This is a genomic window from Petralouisia muris (assembly GCF_004793545.1).
GTDB lineage: Bacteria > Bacillota > Clostridia > Lachnospirales > Lachnospiraceae > Petralouisia > Petralouisia muris.
In genome coordinates, this window is record NZ_SRYA01000074.1 from 1 (window position 1) to 23,350 (window position 23,350).

The 23,350-nt window shown below is 41.4% G+C and carries 27 protein-coding genes and 1 other annotated feature; of the genes, 9 read left to right on the forward strand and 18 right to left on the reverse strand.

Annotated elements, in window-relative coordinates; all coding sequences use genetic code 11:
- Positions 1–266 precede the first annotated feature (266 nt).
- Positions 267–671, reverse strand: coding sequence for a hypothetical protein (locus E5329_RS23190; RefSeq protein WP_135991675.1), 405 nt, complete (start codon positions 669–671; stop codon positions 267–269).
- 134 nt (positions 672–805) lie between these two features.
- Here E5329_RS23190 and E5329_RS23195 point away from each other — a divergent pair, with 134 nt between their 5' ends.
- The 5 genes from E5329_RS23195 to E5329_RS23210 all read left to right on the forward strand — a co-directional run bounded on the left by E5329_RS23195 (position 806) and on the right by E5329_RS23210 (position 4,205).
- Positions 806–1,180, forward strand: coding sequence for a helix-turn-helix domain-containing protein (locus E5329_RS23195; protein ID WP_135991676.1), 375 nt, complete (start codon positions 806–808; stop codon positions 1,178–1,180).
- A 68-nt stretch (positions 1,181–1,248) separates the two neighbouring features.
- Positions 1,249–2,079: a hypothetical protein gene (locus E5329_RS23200; RefSeq protein WP_135991677.1), complete on the forward strand. Its 831-nt coding sequence runs from the start codon at positions 1,249–1,251 to the stop codon at positions 2,077–2,079.
- 44 nt (positions 2,080–2,123) lie between these two features.
- Positions 2,124–2,552, forward strand: a complete 429-nt coding sequence (locus tag E5329_RS23205; protein WP_135991678.1) for a zinc ribbon domain-containing protein — start codon at positions 2,124–2,126, stop codon at positions 2,550–2,552.
- 279 nt (positions 2,553–2,831) lie between these two features.
- Positions 2,832–2,918 (forward strand): putative holin-like toxin, encoded by an 87-nt coding sequence (locus E5329_RS32665; protein ID WP_408634690.1) that lies wholly within the window; start codon positions 2,832–2,834, stop codon positions 2,916–2,918.
- A gap of 186 nt (positions 2,919–3,104) precedes the next feature.
- Positions 3,105–4,205, forward strand: coding sequence for a site-specific integrase (locus tag E5329_RS23210; RefSeq protein WP_135991679.1), 1,101 nt, complete (start codon positions 3,105–3,107; stop codon positions 4,203–4,205).
- A gap of 733 nt (positions 4,206–4,938) precedes the next feature.
- Here the strand turns inward: E5329_RS23210 and E5329_RS23215 are convergent.
- From E5329_RS23215 to E5329_RS23255, 9 genes are all read right to left on the reverse strand, one after another.
- Positions 4,939–5,409, reverse strand: coding sequence for a GNAT family N-acetyltransferase (locus E5329_RS23215; RefSeq protein WP_135991680.1), 471 nt, complete (start codon positions 5,407–5,409; stop codon positions 4,939–4,941).
- 23 nt (positions 5,410–5,432) lie between these two features.
- Complete coding sequence (locus E5329_RS23220) at positions 5,433–6,122, reverse strand: SAM-dependent methyltransferase (RefSeq protein WP_135991681.1); 690 nt, start codon at positions 6,120–6,122, stop codon at positions 5,433–5,435.
- 49 nt (positions 6,123–6,171) lie between these two features.
- Positions 6,172–6,654, reverse strand: a complete 483-nt coding sequence (locus tag E5329_RS23225) for a pyridoxamine 5'-phosphate oxidase family protein (RefSeq protein ID WP_135991682.1) — start codon at positions 6,652–6,654, stop codon at positions 6,172–6,174.
- A gap of 150 nt (positions 6,655–6,804) precedes the next feature.
- Entirely contained in the window at positions 6,805–7,182 is a 378-nt protein-coding gene (locus E5329_RS23230; protein WP_135991683.1) for a TnpV protein, read from the reverse strand.
- An 8-nt stretch (positions 7,183–7,190) separates the two neighbouring features.
- Positions 7,191–8,348: a plasmid recombination protein gene (locus tag E5329_RS23235; protein WP_135991684.1), complete on the reverse strand. Its 1,158-nt coding sequence runs from the start codon at positions 8,346–8,348 to the stop codon at positions 7,191–7,193.
- 279 nt (positions 8,349–8,627) lie between these two features.
- Positions 8,628–9,770 carry an AAA family ATPase gene (locus E5329_RS23240; RefSeq protein ID WP_135991685.1) on the reverse strand — a complete coding sequence of 381 codons (1,143 nt, stop codon included), beginning with the start codon at positions 9,768–9,770 and terminating at the stop codon, positions 8,628–8,630.
- On the reverse strand, positions 9,760–10,092 hold the full coding sequence (locus tag E5329_RS23245; RefSeq protein ID WP_135991686.1) for a plasmid mobilization protein: 333 nt from the start codon (positions 10,090–10,092) through the stop codon (positions 9,760–9,762). Before E5329_RS23245 ends, E5329_RS23240 begins: the two co-directional genes overlap by 11 nt.
- A gap of 1 nt (position 10,093) precedes the next feature.
- Entirely contained in the window at positions 10,094–11,173 is a 1,080-nt protein-coding gene (locus E5329_RS23250; protein WP_135991687.1) for a site-specific integrase, read from the reverse strand.
- Positions 11,174–11,374, reverse strand: a complete 201-nt coding sequence (locus E5329_RS23255) for a helix-turn-helix transcriptional regulator (RefSeq protein ID WP_135976586.1) — start codon at positions 11,372–11,374, stop codon at positions 11,174–11,176. It abuts the gene before it with no gap.
- A 176-nt stretch (positions 11,375–11,550) separates the two neighbouring features.
- Between E5329_RS23255 and E5329_RS23260 the strand changes: the two genes are divergently transcribed.
- On the forward strand, positions 11,551–12,078 hold the full coding sequence (locus E5329_RS23260) for a helix-turn-helix domain-containing protein (RefSeq protein WP_135991688.1): 528 nt from the start codon (positions 11,551–11,553) through the stop codon (positions 12,076–12,078).
- Positions 12,079–12,106: 28 nt separating this feature from the next.
- On the forward strand, positions 12,107–12,559 hold the full coding sequence (locus E5329_RS23265) for a GNAT family N-acetyltransferase (protein WP_135991689.1): 453 nt from the start codon (positions 12,107–12,109) through the stop codon (positions 12,557–12,559).
- 251 nt (positions 12,560–12,810) lie between these two features.
- Here E5329_RS23265 and guaA read toward each other — a convergent pair whose 3' ends face one another.
- The 4 genes from guaA to spoIIID form a co-directional block, all read right to left on the reverse strand.
- The gene (guaA, locus tag E5329_RS23270) at positions 12,811–14,352 is read right to left on the reverse strand and encodes a glutamine-hydrolyzing GMP synthase (protein WP_135991690.1); all 1,542 of its coding nucleotides are present in this window, start codon (positions 14,350–14,352) and stop codon (positions 12,811–12,813) included.
- A 139-nt stretch (positions 14,353–14,491) separates the two neighbouring features.
- A complete protein-coding gene (locus E5329_RS23275) occupies positions 14,492–14,671 on the reverse strand; it encodes a hypothetical protein (RefSeq protein WP_135991691.1) in 180 nt (59 codons plus the stop codon).
- A 44-nt stretch (positions 14,672–14,715) separates the two neighbouring features.
- Complete coding sequence (locus tag E5329_RS23280; RefSeq protein ID WP_135991692.1) at positions 14,716–16,716, reverse strand: 2-isopropylmalate synthase; 2,001 nt, start codon at positions 16,714–16,716, stop codon at positions 14,716–14,718.
- A 92-nt stretch (positions 16,717–16,808) separates the two neighbouring features.
- Positions 16,809–17,107, reverse strand: a binding site (T-box leader).
- A gap of 142 nt (positions 17,108–17,249) precedes the next feature.
- On the reverse strand, positions 17,250–17,510 hold the full coding sequence (gene spoIIID / locus E5329_RS23285; RefSeq protein WP_135991693.1) for a sporulation transcriptional regulator SpoIIID: 261 nt from the start codon (positions 17,508–17,510) through the stop codon (positions 17,250–17,252).
- A 738-nt stretch (positions 17,511–18,248) separates the two neighbouring features.
- Between spoIIID and E5329_RS32310 the strand changes: the two genes are divergently transcribed.
- Both E5329_RS32310 and tnpC read left to right on the forward strand, forming a co-directional pair.
- Positions 18,249–18,383 (forward strand): DUF6444 domain-containing protein, encoded by a 135-nt coding sequence (locus tag E5329_RS32310; RefSeq protein WP_275443652.1) that lies wholly within the window; start codon positions 18,249–18,251, stop codon positions 18,381–18,383.
- A 69-nt stretch (positions 18,384–18,452) separates the two neighbouring features.
- Complete coding sequence (gene tnpC, locus E5329_RS23290; RefSeq protein ID WP_275443654.1) at positions 18,453–19,463, forward strand: IS66 family transposase; 1,011 nt, start codon at positions 18,453–18,455, stop codon at positions 19,461–19,463.
- 149 nt (positions 19,464–19,612) lie between these two features.
- Here the strand turns inward: tnpC and E5329_RS23295 are convergent, their stop codons facing one another.
- From E5329_RS23295 to E5329_RS23310, 4 genes are all read right to left on the reverse strand, one after another.
- Complete coding sequence (locus E5329_RS23295; protein ID WP_275443653.1) at positions 19,613–20,206, reverse strand: DDE-type integrase/transposase/recombinase; 594 nt, start codon at positions 20,204–20,206, stop codon at positions 19,613–19,615.
- Positions 20,207–20,593: 387 nt separating this feature from the next.
- Positions 20,594–20,893 carry a hypothetical protein gene (locus E5329_RS23300; protein WP_135991695.1) on the reverse strand — a complete coding sequence of 100 codons (300 nt, stop codon included), beginning with the start codon at positions 20,891–20,893 and terminating at the stop codon, positions 20,594–20,596.
- Positions 20,894–21,195: 302 nt separating this feature from the next.
- Complete coding sequence (locus E5329_RS23305) at positions 21,196–21,465, reverse strand: fibronectin type III domain-containing protein (protein WP_135991696.1); 270 nt, start codon at positions 21,463–21,465, stop codon at positions 21,196–21,198.
- On the reverse strand, positions 21,438–23,207 hold the full coding sequence (locus E5329_RS23310) for an Ig-like domain-containing protein (protein WP_168356738.1): 1,770 nt from the start codon (positions 23,205–23,207) through the stop codon (positions 21,438–21,440). The genes E5329_RS23305 and E5329_RS23310 overlap by 28 nt, the downstream gene beginning before the upstream one ends.
- Between the last annotated feature and the right edge of the window lie 143 nt (positions 23,208–23,350).

Sequence of the window (23,350 nt, forward strand, 5' to 3'; positions counted from 1 at the left end):
TTGCTGACTGCTTAGATTGCTCCATTGACTATCTATTAGGCAGGACGGACAACCCGGAAATAAATAAATAGAAGGAGATTTACCAATGACAAAAACTGCCAATGTCAACGGTTTCTGCCCACACTTCAATGAAGAAGTATCCATACCCGCCATTTTCACGAATTGCGGTTTCGTTGGCGCAGATATATATGCAACTCCAACGGAAAATTTATGCCCACACCATTCCGAATGCGGCCGCAGCGTGAATCCAGATGAATGCCCTGTTTTTAATCAGGATTTTCTTTGGAACAGGCTATGACCTTATCCAGGCTTGCCTTGAAACCATCCATCATGCTCTTTGGATGAATTCTCTCCAATTCATTTAGCATCTCTGGATGCTCCACATAATAGGAATTTGGAAAGAATACGCTGCCAATGCCTTCTGGGTCGTTTCCAGGGAAGTATGTTCCAACTGGGATTCCCGTTAGATTTTTCAACTTCTCAAAAACTATTTTGAAATTAGGCTTGGTAGATCCATAGCTCCGGCATACAAAAGCATATTTGCAATACATGCACCCATAAAATGGGCGGGACGTATTAGTTATATCCTTCTCCTCCGGTGCTTGGAAGGAATTTTGGATCATTCTTGTCATGCAATATATGTCCATATCCGTTAGCTGTGGTTTATCCATATGTTGCTCCTTTCTCTGGTCTTTGCCAGAAGTTAGTGTAATTTATAACTGTAACTTGTTGTTGTATGTTGTTAGTATAATAGCGTTTTCGCTATTTGTCAACATTATTTTAGAGAATTATCTATATTTTTATTATGATTGATAGAATATTAAACTTAATTGACAATTCAAATATGAGCGATTCCGCTATATGTAAGGAATTATCTATAGGAAATGGAATTATTGGAAAGTGGAGAAAAGGCCTTCAAAAACCTTCAACTGATGCAATCATTAAAATTGCAAAATATTTTCATGTTAGCACTGATTTTTTACTTCTAGGGAGTGAACCTCCAAAAAGCAACACATTAACATTAAATGATGCAGAATGGCTATCTCTTATTCACCGCCTTCCTGAAAAAAAACAAATCGAATTCAAATCAAAGATGGAAGGATATTTAGAATGCTATGAGGAATCCGTTGCAGCGGATAACCCATTTAAGAAAACTGGAACTACAAACTCGGTAAAATAATTGGCTTCGAATGGTACCGGAGCCGACGAGGGAAATGATAAATAAATATAAGGATTGGAGAATTACATATGAACATTTTTAACCTTTTTCGTAGAAAGCAACCTCCAATAGAAGAATCTGAACTTTCTATAGAAATAGACTTTAACGGTTCGAAATCACCAGGCGCACAATTTAAAAAGCAAACCGGTATTGATTTAGGAGCAGAATACGTTATGCTATCTACTGCAAGTGACGAAAACGTATGCCCTATGTGCGCTCAATTTGAAGGTAAGATATTTTTAAGTAGTGACGCTCCCAAATTACCTTTATGCCCAAGCTGTTCCTGCGTCTACGAATATTATCTTAAAGATGATTTACCTCCCAATGCAATAATAAGCAATAAAAATGACTTCGTTCTTCCTGCCAAATGCACTTCACTATTCTATAAACACCAGCAGGAATTGTATACAGAAAAAGATATAGATAAGCAAATACGTCTATGTGAATCAGATTTGAAAAAGTTACCTGAATTTATTGAACCATATATTTCTGCTAATTTTTCAGCACCAGATGAATTAGCTTGTCGAGATTTGCTCCCTGACCTTTATATGCAATTGGGAAAATGGGATAAGGCAGAAAAAATTATCAAGAAATGCATTGATTCAAATGCTTACTTTCCTGAAAACGGTTCAAAAGCTCTTACTAATTTTGAATCTTATAAAAAAATTGCAACAGAAACTTTAGCTTACATATCACAAAACTCTGGCTGTCTTCAGCGCAATATTTATAAAAAAATGGGATATGAGGGAGAAGAAAAAGAACTGTTGAAAGATTTTCTTCGTTATAGCAGACTGATAAAAAAAGTGAAATATAATAATACGAATCAATTATTTTGCAATACAGAAAATCCGATAAAATAGACTTTTTAAGCACCCAAAGAAAAAATCAAAAAGGAGAATAATATATGGCTTTAATTAAATGTTCAGAATGTGGAAAAGAAATTTCAGACAAAGCAACTATTTGCCCAAATTGTGGTATGCCATTAAGGCTGGAAGATCGTGGCACTTATGATGTCATAATCACAAGAGAGAAACAATGGTTTCTCGTAAATCCAAAAATAAAAGTAACAGTGGATACTACGAATGAATATATTTTAGAAAAAAACAGCAGCATAACTGTCCCTTTAACAACCGGCGCTCACACTATGGTATTTTCTTCAGGTATAAGAAAAACGCAGACAAACATTGATGTGACTGAAAACATGAATATAAATGTAAAATTTAATAGAGCAACTGGAGAAATTGATGTCAATGGTTATAAAACTGTATCACAAACGAATTCTCCTAATATATCTATAGGTATTGGAGGCGGCCTTTTTAAGGGTGGAAATTGAACTCATTATACCACTTGTTTATATCGACTGACATAGATAACCACAGACATAAAAAATAGCCGTCCTGTTCTTTGGCGAGAATAACGGCTATTTTTTAACTTAATTCATATTCGCCGGGTCAGGTGACTGCCACTCACCTTCCGGCTACCTTGTTAAGTACATTATAACAAATTACTGTAACTTTTCAAGACTATTTTATAAACTGAATAATGTCCTTAACTGGGCAGCCGGGGGGACGTGCTCCCATCCGCTCTGAGTCTTGTCAGAAAGGGTGGTTTTATGAGTACATACGAAGAATTTATGGTACTTTTAACAATAGCAATTTTAATTGTCGCCATTTTAGATTATGTCAACCATAAAAAATAGCCGTCCCTAAATCTTGGCCGATTGGACAGCTATTTTTTTAAAGTCTTAATTCGCCAGAGCAGGTGAGGTGCATTCACCTTCCGGCTGTCTTGTTAAGTACATTATAACACATTACTGCAACTTTTCAAGATAATTATTTAAAGCAACTTGTTATTATTTTTCTGCAACGCATATAGGAGATAAATCATGCCTGCATACAAATATACCCTCAAAAGCGGAAAAATCATGTGGTATGCCAATTTTTACTACACCGACTGGACCGGGAAAAAGAAACACATCTGTAAACGTGGATTTAAGACACAGAGGGAAGCAAAGGAGTATGAACGGTCATTTTTGGATCAGGAGAAGAATACCAGCGACATCCTCTTTTCTTCCTTGGTAGAAAACTATCTGGAAGATATGTCCCACCGTTTAAAACCCACCACAATGGAAAATAAGAAGTTTATCATAACAGGCAAGCTGCTGCCTTATTTCGAAAATTTAAAAGTATGTGACATTGACACCGTCAAAATTCGCAAATGGCAAAATGAACTTCTTTCCTACCGGGATGATAACGGAAAGCCGTTCTCTCAAACATATTTAAAAACGGTCAATAATCAGCTTTCGGCATTAATGAATTATGCCGTGGCCCATTACGGGCTTGCTTCCAATCCCTGCAGAGCTGCTGGAAGCATTGGAAAAAGCAAAGCGGATGAAATGAATATTTGGACCCAGGAACAATATGAGAAATTTTCCGGCTCCATACAGAAACCCTCCGTAAAGCTGGCCTTTGATGTGCTGTTTTATACCGGAATGCGCTCCGGGGAGCTGCTTGCCCTCACTCCTGCAGACATCCTTCCTTCAAAGCGGATCGATATCAATAAAAACTATGCAAAAGTAAATGGGCAAGAGTTATTTTTGGAGCCAAAAACCCAAAAAGCCAAACGCTGCATAGCAATTCCGGATTTTTTATATAATGACATCTGTGATTACATATCCAAATTATACGGAATTCAGAATGGAGATAGGATATTCTATTTCACGAAATCCGCTCTTGAAAAGGAGATTAAGAAAGCTGCCGATAAAGCAGGGCTTCCGCCAATCAGAGTCCACGACCTGAGGCACTCCCATGCCAGTATGCTGGTTGAAATGGGATTCAGCCCGTTAGAAATATCAAACCGTCTGGGACATGAATCCGTAAAAACCACGTTGGATACTTATTCCCACCTGTATCCAGACAAGGATCAGCAGCTTGCTGAACGGCTCAACCAGTTCCGGAAAGCAACTCCGATGGAAGAAATTCCTTGAACTTTCTGCCGCTTTATGCTATTCTTTAGATAAAGAGAGGCGCCTGCTGGTAACAGACACCCTCGGGGACTGCCGATAGACGGTTAGCCCGATTCATAAGTTTACAGAAAAGCCGCTTACCTTGTCACGGGAGGGCGGCTATTTCTGTGTCTTTTTACTATCTTTACCGAGTGTATATCCAATCCCAAAGCAGGTTAAGCCGAAACTTAACACTGCGATAAGTCCTGAAATATCCATATGGCTCAGCCCTCCTTTCCCAGATTCCCTTACAGGTTTCTATGTACACGGAGGGTCACAGTCCCTCCGGAGAGGGTTAACCGCCTACCATCCTGGCAATCCCAAAAAGATACTACCATATTTTGAGAAGAATTTCAACCGCATTCCTCTTTGAGTAGTGAAAATAATATACCTCATTTTTTAACATCATATTAACATCACAGATAAAAACAAAAGTCCGAAAACCCTATATTTCAAAGGATTCTCGGACTAAAATTCCGTTATTCGAACTCGACTTTTCCTAACTGATTTTGTTTAGGAATTATTCTCTGTCGAGTATGTAAATCTCTTGATTATTTGATATACCCATATTATCCTGCCTATATGAGCTAATGTTATCATTTTGTTATCGCTGTTGATAACATATGCTCTGTAACTGCGGATAATAGCTATATGCTATGGTTTAAATTATAAGCGATTTTGTTAAGAAATGCAATAGCCCAAAAACACTACTTTATCATAATTTGCAAATCATTATGTATTCTTCTTTGTTCTCGTCAACCACTTCAAATCCTGCTTTTCTATACATATTGACTGCATAATTCGCCTTCTGCACAGATAGAGATGTCTGCTTATATCCTTTCACTCTTAGAAGTTGCAACATAGCTCCCATAAGTGCTGTACCAATACCCAAATTTCTGTATTCCTCATACAGTGATATGGCAAATGAGGGCGTTTTATCATCAATACGCCCGTAATTGTTCATAATACGCACCCATACTGCACCCACAATCTTCTCTTTTATTTCCACAACCAAGCACAAATCGTCTGCTTTTCCGAAATCTTTAATATATACTTGTAACTCCGGCTGTTTGATAATAGATTTTGGCGGCTTATCCATGCCCTCTGGAATAAAAATTGCTTCATACAAAAAATCAGATAATATTGGATATTCATATTTTCTAATTTCCCGAATTTTATAATCCATATCTTTTTAAAACCTCATTATTCCTAAATCACATCCCTATTTTTTATAATCAATAATTTATTATCTCCCTTTTGGAACTCATATTCTGTCTTAACAATTTCCACATTATAATCCCTTTGGAAGTAATCTATTACGTTTTTAATTAAGTCTGTCTTATTTGCATCCAAATCTACAATTGGGAAAATTCTAATTTCTTTACATACTCTAAGCATTTCTGTCATGGATGCTATATGAAAATCATATCCTAATGATGTATACATTAGCAGGAAATGAGAACTCAACCCAATATCAAAGTAATCTGCTCCATAGGGTAATTTATCAAGCAGTTCATGGAATACATAACGCCCCTCTGCTTTTCCCTTTTCATAATCAGACAAAAATTTTCTCATAGCAGACATACGGGTACTTTCAAGTTCTTCTAAGCTTTTAATGTTCTTCCACACATAGTTATCCATATTTTCCCTCATTTGCTGCATTACTGTAGTTCGGACTTCCTCAATACGTTTTTCTATATCCTCTTTTGAAAACTGATATATCAAATCAAATGAAATCACACTTCCATTTCTTTCAGTCATCTCATAATTAAAACAAGCTGGACCATCGCCAAACCCTGCAATTTTTTTTGACATATCATTATCCTCTAAACGGAACATCAATTTGTATTCTTCCATATTTCTGCCCCAAGGTACAACGCTATCTAACTTAAATGCCATTTTCTTTTCCTCCATAATTCCCGATTTTCCAGTATAAAAAAACGGATTTTTATTGTTTATCATTTTTCTTCATTCTTACTTTACCTGTTACTTTCTCTACCACTAGCTTGAAAACTTTTGTATGAGGCATTACTGATTTGTTAAACGAAAAATCTTCTTGATGATAATGCTTCATCAAAATACATAAAGCATCATATTTTTCATCATCAGAAAGCATTTTAATGTATCCCTGTCCTATAACGCTTTTATACTCCATTGTACAACTCCCACGTTCAATTTCTGTTACCAATTTATGCTCACAATCCATTTCAAAACTAGCTCTATTATCCTTTTCGATTAAATCAAACTTTGTTCCCTCCATAGCTCCATGAAAATACAACTCAATTTTATCTTCTTTTATACATATCCCAAAATTGAGTGGTAATATATACGGATAGCCATTATTGTTTAAAGCAATTCGGCACACATCACATTTTTCCATGATGGCTACAATATCTTCAAATTCCTTAACTTCTCTATCTGAACGACGCATATTTTACCTCCCATTTGAAAATCACAATCCCGATTTCTCAGTCTAATTTCTTTTTTAAGTATACACGAATTTATAAGATTTTTCAATTCCCCGAACTGCTTTTGCTTAATTCAACGGCACTCCCACATATTGCAGGAGTGCCACTTATCACTACGAATAGATAAACTCGCTCTCCACAACCTCCCTCACACAAGCCTGAATATTATTCATTTTTTGAACCCATAAAAGCTGATTTTCTGCCTTTAGCTGTTCCGTCACCCCCTGCCTTTCGGCATATTCTTTTACCAGCCGAGAAAACAAATCCTCTGCCTGTTCATCTACGCTTGCAAGGTATTCGTTCAGCCTGCCGCTTGTCAGCAGATTGATATAAACAAGCCGCTTATGCTCTTTTAGATACTGCAAATGTCGCTGTCCCCAAATACCAATCGGCTTTTCTTCTTCGGGAGGTAATGCAAGCTCTGGGAGATAGTATTCGCCTTGCCTTACATACCAAAGACCGTTATTTTCGTCATAAATCCTGTTTTCCATAATGTTTCCTACCTTTCCTCTTTGTTGTTTTTAAAGCATTTCTCACGCTGTTTTGATTTTTGTGATGCTTTTACCTGCTCTAAAAGGCTGTCCATCTGCTTACTCCCAAATGCCTTACGGAGCAGCTTATAATCTTTGTTTTGCACACGGAGGTTTTCATTTTCCCCTGCCAGTTTCTCATTGGTTTTCCTTAACCCCTCATTCTCACGATGAAGATTACTGTTTGTAACATTCAGTCGATAGTAGCTGTCCCACGCTTCAAAGCACCTTATAAAAGCTGTTTTAACAAGCGATTTCAGCTTTTGCACCAAAGGCTCTGCCACTTTATTTCTATATGACTTCGCCGACATGAACCCCTGCGGCTCTGGCAACTGGTATTCTGGGGAAGTGTCAAGCACCTGTTCCAGAGTTTTTAGGTTTTCCATTCCTTTGTCGTAATTCTCCACCCTGTCCGACAATACTTGAAATTCCTCTTTTTTCTCTGAAATCTGTCCCTCAAGCTGGATGACCTCTTTTTCCCGCTCCTGCTTTTTGTAATCAAGAACGGATAAATGTTTCTCATGCGTGCCTTTATGCTCCCATTCAATGTCATGCCGCCCCATCACAGCGGCAAGGTTCTCTTTTTCGGACTGTACCCACTGGCTCCACTCCGTATCGCCACGGGAGCCGCCTTTAAATCCCTGCGCCGCCAACGCCTGCTTCAAAGACACTCTCGTATCTAATCCTCTTTTGCTGCCAGTCGTGAATGGAACAAAATCAATATGCAGATGTGGCGTTGCCTCATCCATATGGATATGAGCGGAAAATACAAAGAGGTTAGGATTTCGCTCTTGAAATCCATGATAATATTCGTCTAAAATTTTTCTTGCAAGCTGTCCATTTTCACTTCCCGCACCCATATTTTCCTTATCCCCAATCTGCAAAATCAGCTCATGGAACGGCTTTTCCTGTTTTGAGTTCCGTATCTTCTCGTAATAATCGGCAATGCGGCGGTCTGCCCTCGTCTGCCTTTCATTGTACCTTTGTAAGGCTTCATCAAATAGTTTATGATACACTTTCTTGATGCTCTCGTTGCAATAAACTACATTAAGATGTGAACGCTCACCATCCACATTTTCAGCCTTGAATTTGCGGCTGTTATGGTTGACCGAGACTTTCCCCACCATTGCGCTAATTGTCCGTCTTATAAAATCACATCCTTTCTTTTCGGCTGGTAGGCTTTGTTACTTTCCCGAAAGTAACGCAAAAGCACTTTTGTCGGCTTTGCCAACAAAAATGCAACCTGCAAGCAGGTTTTGCGCTCTCCGAGGGGCAAAGAGCCGCCTTTGAAAAGGCACTCTCTGCACTCTCCGCCAAACTTCAAACGGTGTCAATGTGTGACGGTGGTGACAATGTTTGAGATACCGCCTCCGCTCTCAAAACATTGACACCTTTGACACCGTTTGTCACACCGCTTCATCGGTTTCTTTCCAAAGCGAAACTTTTCTGCCATTGTGGGTACGGCTGTTCTGATAGCGGATACCGTAATCACGGAACAGTTTGCTTGCGTTGATGCTAAGCCTAAGGGAAAGCACATTCGGTTTTATATCCACGCCGAGCCTTTCACAAAGCTCCGAAGCTGTCCCCTCCCATCTGTCACTCTCCGAAAAAAGAGTAGCTGCTATTTTTTCAAGTAAAGGCTCTGGCGGCTCTTTCCACAGCTCTGTTTCCGATTTTTCAAAGTTCCACACCAAACGCTCGGCATCTCTCACAAGATGGACTTTCATATCCTGCTGGTCTCTGCCTGCCACATCAAGCGTGGCGTTATTGGAAATTCGCTTTTCCTTGCTGAGAACAAATGCTCCGTCTGCTGCACCCATCAGTCCATTTGTTCCCGAAATCATATCAAAAATATCTTCCGCTTTCTGCTTTCGGGTGTGATGGACAATGAGCATCGTAACTTTGTAACTGTCTGCCAATGCTTTGAGCCTTGCCACAATGTCATAGTCGCTTGCGTAACTGTAATCTGCACCGCCAGCTTCACGGACACGCTTTAAGGTGTCTATGATTATTAAACCAGTTTCGGGATGTTCCTGCATAAACCCTCTGATTTGTTCTTCCAAACCGCCATTGACCGTTTTACACTCTGTTGCAAAATATAGGTTGCCTGTTTCTTCTGCACCGAACATCTGGAACAGCCGTTTCTGCAGACGTGGGTAATCATCTTCAAGCGCAAAATATAAAACCGTCGCTTTCCGCACCTTGTATTCCCACAACGGCATTCCAATGCTGATATAGTAGGCAATCTGAGCCATCATAAAACTTTTCCCCACCTTTGGAGAGCCTACGAAAAGGTAGGTTCCCCTTTGGAGCAGACCATCAATCAGCGGCGGCTGTATATCAAATACCGTATCATAAAGTGCCGCCATAGATACGGTTTTCAGATAGGACGGGTCTAGCTGTCGCAGCATTTCCCTCTGCATTTCCTCAAAACTATTGATATTTTCGTCATAGTTGGATATACTATGGTCAGTACATTTTTGAATTGGCTGCTCCGTATCTGCGCTAACAGATACATTTGGGGGAGCCATTTCTTTTTTATTCGCCATCTTCACACTCTCCTTTCAGACCGCCGAGGATAACGGCAATCAGTTCGATTGTGTCAAGCAGTTCTTCATTTACGCCGCCCGCTTCAATCCTCTGCAATTCTGCAAGGACGGCGGCAAGTTCATTGCGGAGAGCCTTATACACCCTCGGATTGCCTTGCACGACCACGTCTTGGCATAAGAGCCGCCTTGTGATATAGTCCTGCTTGGTAAGCCCCGAAAGCCGCACCGCTTTGTCAATCCGCTCATTTTCTTCGGGAGATACCCGAAAAGCAACAGTTTTATTTCTCCATCGGTTGCAGTTATCTAAGTTCTTATTCGACATATTAAAAATCCCCCTTTCCTAAATCGTCAAGCCTGTCTGCCATTTCTGTCTGTTTTGACGGAAACAAATGAGCGTAACGGTAAGTGATTTCAATGCTCTCATGCCCTACTCTGTCAGCAATTGCCACCGCCGAGAATCCCATGTCAATCAATAAACTGATGTGGCTATGCCGCAAATCGTGAATCCGTATACGTTTTACGCCTGCAGCTTTTGCGCCCCTGTCCATCTCGTGATGGAGGTAACTCTTTGTTACCGTGAAAATGCGGTCTTTCTTCTTTAAACCGTACAGCATACTGATATACTCCTGCATTTCCTCACAGAGAAACTTTGGCATCTTGATTGTGCGGTTGCTCTTTTTTGTTTTCGGAGAGGTAATCACGTCCTCCCCATGCAGGCGTTGATAGGATTTGTTAATCGTGACCGTTTCCTTATCAAAATTGAAATCAGCGGCGGTCAAAGCTAATAATTCTCCCTCTCGGATTCCGCACCAGTAAAGCATCTGGAACGCATAATAGGAAACTGGCTTGTCCATCATTTCATCCGCAAACTTCTTATATTCCTCTTTTGTCCAGAACAGCATTTCCTTGTGTTCCTCGCTCCCCATGTTCCCCGCCTTTGCCGCAGGGTTGGAGCGGAGGTCATAATAGCGCACTGCATGGTTGAAGATAGCGGAAAGCTGGTTGTGGACAGTTTTCAGATACGTCTGCGAATAGGGATTGCGCTTTTCATCACGGTAGGCAAGCAGCTCATTCTGCCATGCGATGATTTCCTTTGTACCAATCCCGCTAATCTTCATTTTTCCGAAGTATGGGAGAATCTTCGTCCGAATGATATGCTCCTTTGTCAGCCAAGTGTTTTCTTTCAGTCGGTTCTTGACATCATTCGCATAAAGTTCCGTAAATGCTTCAAAATCCATGTCAAGGTCAGCAGAATTTTGCAACTGGAATTTCCGTTCCCACTCCTGCGCTTCACGCTTTGTGACAAACCCACGCTTACATTTCTGTTTCCGTTCCCCTTTCCAGTTCACATACCGAGCCATCACATACCATGTGCCGTTGCCCTCGTTCTTAAATACTGGCATTTATACCATCTCCTTTCCCTGTTTTTCTCCCGCCCCATAGAGTCTTTCCTCAAAATACTGGCGGTTGACACGCCCTGCAATCGTGATAAACCCCTTTTCTTTCAGCTCATCATTCAACTTTTTAATGAGCTTGTAGGCGTAAGGCTTCGATATGGAAAGCTCCTGCGCCACCTCGTCCACACGGATAAATTTATTATCCATACAACCTCTCCTTTCTCTTTCTAAGCGTTTTTGCTTAATTCATAATACTAAACATTTTTGCTACTGTCAATAGGTTTTCAAGAAAACATTAAACTTTTTTGTTTCTCCTATGCTTGACTTTATCTAAACATATATGCTATACTCCTCATAAACATAAAAACAAGGAGTGAAACATCATGGCAATTGGCGAAAGAATACATTTTTTCCGCATTATGCGGGGCATGACACAGAAATATCTTGGCATGCTTGTCGGGTTTCCCGAACGGAGCGCAGACGTGCGTCTGGCACAGTATGAAACAGGCTCTCGTAAGCCAAAAGCAGACTTGACGGCTGCACTGGCGCAAGCTCTGGACGTTGCGCCGCAGGCTCTTGACATACCCGACATTGACAGTTACATCGGGCTTATGCACACCTTATTTACCCTTGAGGACATTTACGGTCTTACCATCAGTGAATCAGACGGTGAAATCCGCTTAAAAGTCAACAAAGACAAAAATAAGGATGCCGCCGAACTGCTGAAAATGCTCTCTGCTTGGAAAGAGCAGGCAGACAAGCTCTCTGCCGAGGAAATCAGCAGGGAAGATTACGACCAGTGGCGGTACAATTACCCGAAGTTTGACACCACGCAGCATTGGGCGAAATCTCCCTCTGATGAATTGAGCGATGCCTTAGTCGAAGCGTTCAAAGACAAGCTGCCAGACTAACCAATCCAGATTGGAAGGTGTAAAAAACGTGATTATCAGAGAATACCGCCCCTCGGACTGTAAATACTTAGCGGAGCTGTTTTATCAGACTGTCCATTCCATAAATGCCAAAGACTATACAGACCAACAGTTAAACGTCTGGGCAACTGGCAATGTAGACATAAATGAATGGAACCTGTCTTTATCCGAGCATTTCTCACTTGTTGCCATAAAAGGCGGCATCATAGCAGGGTTTGGCGATATTGACAAAACAGGCTACCTTGACAGACTTTATGTCCACAAGGACTATCAAAGCCAAGGGATTGCCGCCGCTATCTGCGATAAACTGGAACACGCTTTTGAGGTAAGCAAAATAACCACACATGCTTCCATCACTGCAAAGCCGTTCTTTCTTCACAGAGGATATAACATAATTAAAGAACAGCAGGTAATCAGGTCAAATATCCCCTTGACGAATTACATTATGGAAAAACCGCTTTAACCATCACCCCAATTCACTAATCAAAAAACACAACAAAACGCCCTTAGCCATGAGTTCCTACCCACAGCTAAGGGCGTTTCTAATATGGATTTATTTCAGCCGTCCAAACCTCTTGCAAATCATTCCCCCACCAACAAACCACTTGACAGTAAGAATAATCGCACGCAAACGACTGTTATCATTTTGTTATCAAAAGACCTTACCAAAGCCCGCAAACCCGCATAAACACTGGATTTACTAAGCATTTTAGTTTATTCGAACTCAATCGTTCCCGGCGGCTTCCCCGTACAGTCATACAGCACCCGGTTAACCCCCTTCACCTCATTCACAATTCGGCTAGTCACTTTTCCCAGCACCTCCCAGGGTATCTGGGCTGCCTCCGCAGTCATAAAGTCAGAAGTATTCACAGCCCGCAATGCCACAGCATAATCATAAGTTCGGAAATCTCCCATTACTCCCACTGAACGCATATTCGTCAGCGCCGCAAAATACTGTCCCAACTCCTTGTCCAAGCCAGCCCTGATAATTTCTTCCCTGTAAATGTAATCTGCTTCCTGAACAATCCTTACTTTTTCTTCCGTAACCTCCCCCACAATACGGATGCCAAGCCCCGGACCCGGGAATGGCTGACGAAATACCAGATGTTCCGGAATCCCAAGCTCCAGCCCTGCTTTACGCACTTCATCCTTAAAAAGCATTCGCAGGGGTTCAATGATTTCCTTGAAATCCACCACATCCGGAAGCCCGCCTACATTATGATGGGATTTAATCACCGCAGACTTGCCAAGCCCCGACTCAATTACATCAGGATAAATCGTGCCCTGCACCAGAAAATCCACCGCACCGATTTTCTTTGCTTCTTCCTCAAATACACGAATAAACTCTGCACCGATAATTTTACGTTTCTCTTCTGGCTCTGTGATCCCTTTTAATTTCTCATAATAACGCTGTCGGGCATTTACCCGAACAAAATTCAATTCATAAGCGCCTTTCGTTCCAAAGACTGCTTCCACTTCATCTCCCTCATTTTTGCGGAGCAGGCCATGGTCTACAAAGACGCAGGTCAGCTGCTTCCCAACCGCTTTGGAAAGCAGCACCGCTGCCACGGAAGAATCCACACCGCCGGACAAAGCACAGAGCACCCTGCCGCTGCCAATTTTTTTCCGCAGGCTGTAAATAGCAGTCTCCACAAACGAATTCATTTTCCAGTCTCCAGTACAGCCGCATACCTGATAAACAAAATTCTCAAGCATTTTCAAGCCTTCTTGCGTATGGATTACTTCCGGATGAAACTGAGTGGCATAAAGTTTTTTCTCTGGAAACGACATTGCAGCAACCGGGCATACAGGCGTATGCGCTGTAATATGAAATCCCTCCGGCACCTGGGCAATATAATCCGTATGACTCATCCAGCAGACACTTTTCGGCGACGCCCCCTGAAATATTATGTCTGTGGTATCCACCTCCACCTCCGTATGTCCATACTCACTAACTGGAGCTGTTTTCACTATTCCTCCCAGCAAATGCGCCATCAGTTGAGAACCATAACAAATTCCCAGAATTGGAATGCCTAGTTCAAATATTTTTCTGGAGTAACTGGGCGAATCTTCATCATACACACTGTTTGGCCCGCCGGTAAAAATAATTCCCTTGGGATTTATGGCTTTTATTTCTTCCAGGCTTACTGTGTATGGCTTCACTTCACAGTACACGCTGCACTCACGCACCCGCCGGGCAATCAGCTGATTATATTGTCCTCCAAAATCAAGGACAATCACTGTTTCTTTCTCCAAATTCTTTCCCTCCTGTATCTCATTTCCTTCCTGCAACTCTTATCTTGTCCCATTATAACGGAGGTCTTTCCTGTTTACAAGGGAAAAATCAGATTTTCCAGCCATTCCATACTGCTCTTTCCTGTTTACATGGGAAAAATCAGATTTTCCAGCCATCCCATACTGCTCTGAGCCGGCGCATCTGACAGCAGAATCCGCCGCTCTGAACCAGAGCATTTGACAACAGAACCTGCTGTTCTGAACTGTCAATGCCCGATTTAACGGAATTTCCTTCCTGAAGCCATTTCCCCTTGCCGGGAATCTCTGAACTGCTTCCCAAAGCCATCTTCTCACTGTCGGGATTTTCAGAACTGTTCCTTATGCCTATTTCTCTCCCTGTCTGGAATTTCTAAACTGTACCGGCGTCATTCCATATTTCCTTTTGAACAAGCGGTTAAAATGCTCCACATTCTGATATCCTACGCTGTCAGCAATATTTTCCACCGTCATACTGGTATTTTTCAAAAGAGTACGGGCTTTTTTCATGCGCACGTTCTTTACAATATCGCCAAAGGTTTTTCCTGATTTTTCCTTAATATATTTGGAAAGGTATGGTTTGGACAAATGCATTTTTTCTGTCAGTTCATCTAAAGTCACAGTCAGATAATGCTCCTGAATATAATTCATAATCTCATTCAGCCGTTCGTCCCTGCACTGTTCCGTCTGCTGAATCGGCTCCAGCTTATTGACCGCCACGCAAAGAGCCTCAATGGAAGATTTAATGATATCCTCATCTATGCCCACGCCCCAGTACAGCTGATTATTGCAGGAAATTCCCACATAGGACACTGCTTTTGCAGAAGAGCCTCTGGACAGGGAATGCTCCTCGTACACAGACAGTTCATAGCTGATATTAAAGTACTGCTTCAGCGCATTGCTGACTGCATCCAAACGTCCGTTTCCATTTCCGGCAATGTCACGTTTGTGGCCCCCATGTTCCAGAACTGCTGTAGCCACAATACCATTTTTCTGCTTGAAATGACATTCTGAAACATGAAAATGGGGTGTATTATTTACATAATGCTCTTCAAAAATCTGATACACCAACTGCGGGGAAAGTTCCATATGACGGTGATCCGACACGCCTTTTACTGTATATCCCACTTCTTCCTTCATTTTATCTGGTAAGGTAATTCCGTAATTCTGCTTCAGAATATATCCTACGCCGCCTTTTCCGGACTGGCTGTTAATGCGGATAACATCAGAATCATAGGTGCGTCCCACATCTTTGGGATCAATAGGCAGATAAGGCACTGTCCAGGGACCCCCGGGATTATTTTCCCGACATGCCATGCCTTTTGCAATCGCATCCTGATGGGAACCGGAAAAAGCCGTAAACACCAATTCTCCGGCATAGGGCTGTCTGGGTGAAACCTGCATACGGGTACAGCGTTCATAGGTTTCTGCAATTTTGGACATATTGCTGAAATCCAACCCTGGATCTACTCCGTGGGAAAACATATTCATTGCCAACGTGACAATATCCACATTTCCGGTCCGTTCTCCATTTCCAAACAAAGTTCCCTCAATGCGGTCTGCGCCTGCCAGAATTCCAAATTCTGCATCACAGATGCCCACGCCCCGGTCATTGTGGGGATGAAGGGAAAGCACTACATTTTCCCTGTATTTCATATGCTTGCTCATATATTCCACCTGACCTGCAAAAATATGGGGCATGGCGTTTTCCACAGTTGTGGGAAGATTAATAATCGCCTTTTGTTCCGGCGTGGGCCGCCATACGTCAAGCACCGCATTGCACACCTCCAAAGCATAATCCATTTCTGTTCCGGAAAAGCTTTCCGGACTGTATTCAAAGGTAAAATTTCCTTCTGTTTCCTCTGCCAGCTTTTTTAACAATTCTGCACCGCTGACTGCAATTTCCTTAATTTCTTCTTTGCTTTTTTTAAACACCTGCTCCCGCTGTGCCAGGGAAGTGGAATTATAAAGGTGAACTACCGCATGGGGAGCGCCTTTTACTGCTTCGAAAGTTTTCCGGATAATATGCTCTCTGGCCTGGGTCAGCACCTGCACGGTAACATCATCCGGTATCATGTTCCTATCAATCAATGCCCGCATGAAATTGTACTCTGTCTCAGACGCCGCAGGAAAGCCCACTTCAATCTCTTTAAATCCCACATCCAGCAGCAGCTGAAAAAATTCCAGTTTTTCCTCCAGACTCATGGGCTCAATCAAAGCCTGGTTACCATCCCGCAAATCCACGCTGCACCAGACAGGGGGCTTTGTAATATATTCTTTTTTTACCCAATCATAGGTTACCTCAGGCGGCATAAAATATTGTCTTTCGTATTTCTCAAAATTCTTCATTCTCAGTCCTCCATTTTTATAATTTCAAGAGGCAGGCAAAATAATTTCAACCAAAAAATCTTCCGTCCCTACCATCCGCTTCCATAAGGGATCATAGAGACGAAAGACACTATCATCTTGCGCGTTACCACTCTGCTTCATGTATTCACATGCTCTCATCAGCACTTCCATGCCTGTCTCTGTAACGGGAGAACCCGTCCTGACCTACTGTTTCTCTCCTGCCCGGCACAGTGATTCTTAAGTACTCGGACACTGCTGCAGAGAAAAATTCCAGAGAAATTTCAGCCGGAAGCTCCAAGGCCAGTTCACCGCATCGTCCCTGCCATGTTCCACCAATCCATGGCTCTCTGTAAGTTTCTCTGCGGCTACTCTTCCTCTTCCTCGCTTTTCACGGGTTTTATCTTAACACAGATTTTCATTCTTGTATAGTGATAATTTTAATCAGTTTTATTGATGTATTTTAATTTTCCAAAAGGGACAGACTTCCCGTGATACCTGTCTTCCTCTGTTCTTTCCATGCTTTTCCCATGTTTTCAGACAATTCCTTTTTGATGCAGGTATTTCTCCCTGGTTGCAAGTCCGCCCCGGATGTGCCGCTCCGATTTATTCACATCCAGAACTTTCCTGGCCCTGGCAGCCAGAGCCGGATTAATCTGCACAAGACGTTCCGTTACGTCTTTATGCACCGTACTTTTGCTGATTCCAAATTTTTTGGCAGTCTGCCTCACTGTGGCGTTTTCCTCGATTATATAATTAGCGATATTAATCGCCCGTTCTTCTATGTACCCTTTCAACGAAATCCCTCATACACTGTTTTTTTATAATGTATGAAGGATTTACCCCGGTTATGACAATGCTGCAAAACATTCCTGCATCCATAGAAAAATGGAAAAAATATTTCTACCGCCCCTTAGGTCAATTTACAAAGTTTCATGGAAGCTTTTTAAACGTCAAAGCTGTCACACATCCCTCGCAGAGTGTGATAGGATGTCAAGCATTTCTGAGGATCCATTCACGACAAACACATGAGTGAATAAACCATGAACAATGTATTACCAAGACATGAATTTTAATTAAACTTTTTCTGCAACTCTTGAAACACCATGTATAAACATTCAATTTTGCTAACTATACAGTACCCATTTAAAAGACCTTGATTTTTTAGTCAAAACAGAGAAAATAAAAATTCTGTTTTGGTATTTCCTTATTATGAAAAGTGGATAACTTTTCGATGTTTCTACTTAATGGGCTTTACCTGTGGATTACTTTATTCGAAATCCCCCATTACTTTCTGACGACCCGCTTTTTGCGGAACTTATCCGGATGTCAGCCAGTATTTCCTCTTTGCTCAGACTGTTTATCCACAGCCATTTTGACGAATGGGGCAATATTGGCAATTCGCTATTTTACCGGTTTTCCGCTAAAATATCGGTATCAAATTTTAGCGGAAGAAGGTAGCCTGATTGACAAAAGGCGAAATGAATGAGCAGCTGTTACAGCAGGTTGACTCATTAAAATAAACCATAGATTCTTTGAATTCTACAATCATCGCACAAGCACAGCTGATTGCACAGCTCAACCAGACCATACAGGAACTGAAGGAACAGCTTAACAAGAACTCCCAAAACAGTTCCAAACCGCCTTCGGGGCACTGCATGTACCGCTGAGAAACGCCATGTCATTGGCGCTGCCGTTACAGTAAACATTACGGGGCACCAGGCATTGGAAATCCCGGTCTGTATGCTGTATGGAGATATCCGCAGGGGGCTTTCCCTTCCGGCGTAAAAGCAGCCGTACAGTATGGGGAAAACCTGCAGGCATTGTCTGTTGCATTAAATACCGTAGGCGCAGTCAGCATCAAGCGTACCTATGAGATACTTTCCGGAGTGTTCAATATTCCGATTTCAACAGGGACGGTCAGCAGCATGGTTACAAGATGCGCTGAGAGCCTGTGTGGCACCGTCAATGAGATCAAGGAAAAAATGGCCGGCTCAGCACTTGGTCATTTCGATGAAACCGGGACCAGGGTGGACAAAAAACTCTGGTGGATCCATAATGCCTCAAACTGCGAATACACCTATCTTGATATCAGTCCCAAATCCGGAACGCAGGGCATGGAGCAATGTGGCATCCTTACAGGCTTTAAAGGGACTGGGGTGCACGGCTGCTGGGCTTCCTATTGGAATTATACAGATATCCAGCACGCCGTCTGCTGTGCCCATCTACTGAGGGAATTAACCGGGATAAGCGAAAACCACCTCGGACAGAAATGGACATCTGCATTTACAGACCTTTTACTGGAAATGAAAAAGGCCAAAGACAAAGCTGTAGGGAAAGGAAAAACATCCCTGAGCTGTTATCACTACCATAAGTTCGATAAGAAGTATGATGAACTTATCGAGCAGGCAAGGAAAGAAAATCCGCTTCCGGAAACGATTGTAAAAAAGCGTGGGCGGAAGAAAAAAGGGAAGATCCTTTCCCTGGTAGACCGCCTTGCGAATTACAAGGCATCCATCTGCCTTTTTATCCGTAACTTCAAGGTTCCGTTTGATAACAATCGGGCGGAGCGTGATCTTCGGATGATAAAGGTCAAGACCAAAGTATCTGGCTGTTTCCGAACCGAAAAAGGCGCAAGAGATTATCTAAAAATCATGCCCTACGTTGGCACTGCTCATAAGCAGGGGTACAATGCTTATGAAGCAATAAAAAATGCAATCGCAGGCCATCCTGATTTCATCTTTGAATAAGGGTACCCTGAATAGTTACAATAAATACAAGGAAAACAACCGCTCAAAGCTATCCCTGGCAGCCTCTTTATATTCCGTCTATCCAGAAAAAATCTCATATAAAGTCCCATGCAAAATGTGTAATATCGTTTCAAATAGCCATCTATCCTCTATGCCGCTACTTCCTGCTCAACGGGGCTTTCTCCAGTGACATGAAAATCCATGAAGATTTCTGCCTTGATCCATCCGTTGATGGACTCCATCACCGCATTGTCCGTTGGGGTTCCGGCTCTTGACATTGACCGGGTAATGCTGTACATCGGCAACAATTCGTTGAAGGCTTTGGATGCATAGACTGCGCCTTGGTCGCTGTGGAGAACCAGCTCATACTGTGGATATTGTTTCTCTAACCCGATCAGTTCATCCAGGCCGCTCAGGTATGTTATCCGGTCGCCCCGCCTGGACGAGAGGGCATGAGTGAGGATCTCGTTGTTCCAGAGATCCATGTACAGCGTAAGCTCATAGTAAATACCCTTCACATAGAAAGCTGTCATGTCACTGACAACGTACTGCAATGGCCTGTCAATCTGCATCTCGGTCATGAGCAGGTTTGGATATATCTTGAACGGGTTTCCAGGCTTCTTGTATTTATAGTGTTTCGCCTCGCTCTTTACTCCAAGCGTCTTGCAGCATTTGTGCGCGTAAGGATTCTCTATGCTACTCTCAGCAGTAATTTTAACGCTGCTCCACAAAGTTCCGCCCATTCATTTCTTTTCATCCATTACAAACGGCAATTGCATGTGATATTTATACAAGCCAAGAAATATTGCTGCAGATGTTTTGGAAAATTAATCTTCTTTCCCTTTTCCTCCCCATATTCCCTATCTATTTTTTCTGCCTGCTGCTCTTTCCTGTCAAAATAGCATTTAATAAGCCCCTCCAGCTTTAATGCTACGCATTTATATCAATAACCTATTTTTTCCCTCTGGCATATCGGTTCTTCTTTCATTTTCCCGAAATGATGAAAATACATTTGTGCCAAGAATAAAATACGAACAAAGTTAAAGCTGTTCTTCCGTGAATCCATTGCTCTTTTGCTTTTGTTCATATGACATAATTGCTGTTTCAATCAGCTTAGCAACCTCTTCATATTATTCACAGTAGGTTTCTCCCCAATCATTCAAACAACGAATTTGATATCCCGCAAGGAACAGGAATAGCAACGGATTTTGAAAAATATCTTCTAACCGTTCCACAAAATAATCTCTCTTTATTCCAAGCATTTCGTAAATTCCTGGAGTTTGGAAAACAAAATCTTTCCAACGAATGTTTCCTTTGTGCTTAACCTTGCCGTCCTTTAGCAATTGATTAAAATTTTTTACTCTGTGTTTCTCAACACTTGACAATATCATATTCCGCAATTTATACGGCAAATCAAAATCTGGATGCACTAAAAACTATCCTTTTTCCTGCTTTAATTTTACCTTGTATCCATTGATAGACAATAAAGCTGATATTTTCTTATAATCAAAAAGGCAAATTCATCTCCTATTTTCATTGCTTCAATCTTCATAAAGTTAACAAACCTTACATTCCATTTATTATTCGATTTGCTATAGATTGGGCAAATCAATACTGCCTAAAATGAGTATCAAAATTATCCCCCTAAAGAAAGAAGGAACTGCAATAAAACACAATTCCTTCTCCATGGTTACGGCAATTTTTTCTTTTTGGATATTAAAACCCACAGTGCTTATTTCTTGGTTATTACTGTTTTAACCTTCGACCATCCTGAGCAGTACTTTTTGCCCTTCACAGTCTTGTATGTCCTCACCCTGACATAATACCTTTTCTTTGGCTTTAATCTTTTAATTGCCAGCTTAGTGGTTGAGTTCTTCTTGACTGTTTTTGTCACGGTTACCTTTTTTGCAAATTTTTTATTTGTTGAAACTTGGATCTGATATCCTGTCGTGGATTTCTTTTGTTTCTTCCATTTTACAGTAAACCCTTTCGATTGTGCCATAACCTTTCCTGATATAGCCGTTCCTTTGGGAACAATTTTAAAGGTTTTTTAATAGTGCCAGTGTAATTTCCTTGAAGCTTGATAGTTACGGATGCCTTACCAATTTTTTTATTATTTTTGTATTTTACGGTATAGTTATGGGCAGAGACAACCTTTCCGCTGGAATCCTTTATCGTAACGGAGGGTTTCTTTGCCCTTCCATTATAGGTATAGGAAACAGTTCTTAATGTCGCCGACTTTACACAAGGGATTGTTTTGCTGCTCTTGACAATCCCACAGGAAGCACATTTCTCTGTAATGCTGCCATTCTCAGAAGTTGTCGCCTTTGTTACAGTAGTTTTATATGCATGGGAGATTTTCTCAAGGCTTTCTTTTTTTGTCTCTCCGCATACGCTGCAGATATATTGTTTCTCGCCTTTCTCTGTGCAGCTTGAGGCTTTGCTTTCCTTCCCTTTGTCCCATGTATGCTTCCCTGTCGCTGCAATTGCCTGACCTGTGTTCAGTTTTTTATTGCAATCTTTGCAGTAAGTGTCCCCGCTATAACCTTCTGCCTTACAGGTTGCATCCTTCTTATTCCTTACTTCTTTAGTTTGATGGCCTGTAGCTTTTATTTCTTCGTTTTTTGTTTCTCCACATATAACACAAGTGTATGTTTTTTCGCCCCTTTCTGTACAGGTAAGCTCTTTTGTTATAATTCCGTCATCCCAGCTATGTTCCTCACAGACAGGAATATCCCCCATATCTGCTACTACACTCACTTCACAGGAAACAATTTTATCTCTGTCATCCATTGCTATGCCATAAATAACTGTACTTCCTTGCGTAACTGCTGTCACTTTTCCATCTGTTATTGCAGCAATGGATGGATTTGCAGACATCCAAGAAATCTTTTGTTCTGTGGCATTTGAAGGGTTTATCATAACTTTAAGCCCAGCGTTTTCTCCTTCCTTTAATTTCAAAACAGTTTCACTCAACACAACAGAATCAACTGGCACATAATTATCGGATTTAACTATAATCGGTCTTTCGTCTAATTCCCCATTGCCACTTTCGTCTATCTGATAAATCTTTTGTTCTGTAATTTGTTTCACATCAGCGTATATAGCAGCATCCGTTTTAATAGGAACATTATTAAATGTGTAGACCATGCTTTCTGCATCTTTCGCTTGCGCAAAATCCATTGCCACCAAACCATCATCTACTCCCGTAATCTTAAAGGAAACGTTTTCTTCTGAATTCAAACAGATAACCTTCTCATAATCACCAGAATATGAATCGTATACGACTGCAAACCGTCCATACTCATTGGTCACATCACTTTGCGTGCCATCCACAAGTTCTGTTATTAAGGTTCCATTTTCTGCATACACACTGACATTTACAGGACAGCTGATTACTGATTTTGCTACAAACTGACAGGATTCTGGAAGTGCCGCTGCCTCATCCATTGTAAATTGACATTTATCCTCTAACATTTTAAAGGTTTCATTTACCACATCTTTTTTTAAAGAATATCCAAAATCACTAAAGTAGCTCAAAAATCCTTCCACTTTTGTCATATCCAGGTAAGCTTCTTCACCTTTATATCTTAGTCTATACAAAATATTGTAATTATAGTAAAAGTCCCATGCGTTTTCTTCTGTCCTAGCTGCAAGGAAAGTTTGCTTGGAACGTTCCAGCTTTTTGGTAAAAGCAGAAGCAAGGTCTGCATACCCTTCCACGCAAGCTTCCTTTTTCACCATACCTCCGATATCTGCCAATTTGTTGACAAAAAAGGATTCCATGCCAATGACATTCAGCCATGATTTTATATTGTCTACCGCTATTTTCCCTAACCCGGATAAACCGGAAAAGCTTATTTTGTATTTTCCCCTTTTGTGTTACT

What these genes read in the sequence shown, in the direction of transcription:
- E5329_RS23240 (WP_135991685.1), bottom strand. Translation starts at nt 9,770, where the DNA reads ATGGCGAATAAAAAAGAAATGGCTCCCCCAAATGTATCTGTTAGCGCA.
- E5329_RS23260 (WP_135991688.1), top strand. Translation starts at nt 11,551, where the DNA reads ATGGCAATTGGCGAAAGAATACATTTTTTCCGCATTATGCGGGGCATG.
- E5329_RS23255 (WP_135976586.1), bottom strand. Translation starts at nt 11,374, where the DNA reads ATGGATAATAAATTTATCCGTGTGGACGAGGTGGCGCAGGAGCTTTCC.
- E5329_RS23245 (WP_135991686.1), bottom strand. Translation starts at nt 10,092, where the DNA reads ATGTCGAATAAGAACTTAGATAACTGCAACCGATGGAGAAATAAAACT.
- E5329_RS23210 (WP_135991679.1), top strand. Translation starts at nt 3,105, where the DNA reads ATGCCTGCATACAAATATACCCTCAAAAGCGGAAAAATCATGTGGTAT.
- E5329_RS32665 (WP_408634690.1), top strand. Translation starts at nt 2,832, where the DNA reads ATGAGTACATACGAAGAATTTATGGTACTTTTAACAATAGCAATTTTA.
- E5329_RS23225 (WP_135991682.1), bottom strand. Translation starts at nt 6,654, where the DNA reads ATGCGTCGTTCAGATAGAGAAGTTAAGGAATTTGAAGATATTGTAGCC.
- E5329_RS23190 (WP_135991675.1), bottom strand. Translation starts at nt 671, where the DNA reads ATGGATAAACCACAGCTAACGGATATGGACATATATTGCATGACAAGA.
- E5329_RS23200 (WP_135991677.1), top strand. Translation starts at nt 1,249, where the DNA reads ATGAACATTTTTAACCTTTTTCGTAGAAAGCAACCTCCAATAGAAGAA.
- E5329_RS23280 (WP_135991692.1), bottom strand. Translation starts at nt 16,716, where the DNA reads ATGAAGAATTTTGAGAAATACGAAAGACAATATTTTATGCCGCCTGAG.
- E5329_RS23310 (WP_168356738.1), bottom strand. Translation starts at nt 23,207, where the DNA reads ATGGTGAAAAAGGAAGCTTGCGTGGAAGGGTATGCAGACCTTGCTTCT.
- E5329_RS23220 (WP_135991681.1), bottom strand. Translation starts at nt 6,122, where the DNA reads ATGGCATTTAAGTTAGATAGCGTTGTACCTTGGGGCAGAAATATGGAA.
- E5329_RS23230 (WP_135991683.1), bottom strand. Translation starts at nt 7,182, where the DNA reads ATGGAAAACAGGATTTATGACGAAAATAACGGTCTTTGGTATGTAAGG.
- E5329_RS23250 (WP_135991687.1), bottom strand. Translation starts at nt 11,173, where the DNA reads ATGCCAGTATTTAAGAACGAGGGCAACGGCACATGGTATGTGATGGCT.
- E5329_RS23295 (WP_275443653.1), bottom strand. Translation starts at nt 20,206, where the DNA reads ATGGGCGGAACTTTGTGGAGCAGCGTTAAAATTACTGCTGAGAGTAGC.
- E5329_RS23195 (WP_135991676.1), top strand. Translation starts at nt 806, where the DNA reads ATGATTGATAGAATATTAAACTTAATTGACAATTCAAATATGAGCGAT.
- E5329_RS23215 (WP_135991680.1), bottom strand. Translation starts at nt 5,409, where the DNA reads ATGGATTATAAAATTCGGGAAATTAGAAAATATGAATATCCAATATTA.
- E5329_RS23205 (WP_135991678.1), top strand. Translation starts at nt 2,124, where the DNA reads ATGGCTTTAATTAAATGTTCAGAATGTGGAAAAGAAATTTCAGACAAA.
- E5329_RS23305 (WP_135991696.1), bottom strand. Translation starts at nt 21,465, where the DNA reads ATGGCACAATCGAAAGGGTTTACTGTAAAATGGAAGAAACAAAAGAAA.
- E5329_RS23235 (WP_135991684.1), bottom strand. Translation starts at nt 8,348, where the DNA reads ATGGTGGGGAAAGTCTCGGTCAACCATAACAGCCGCAAATTCAAGGCT.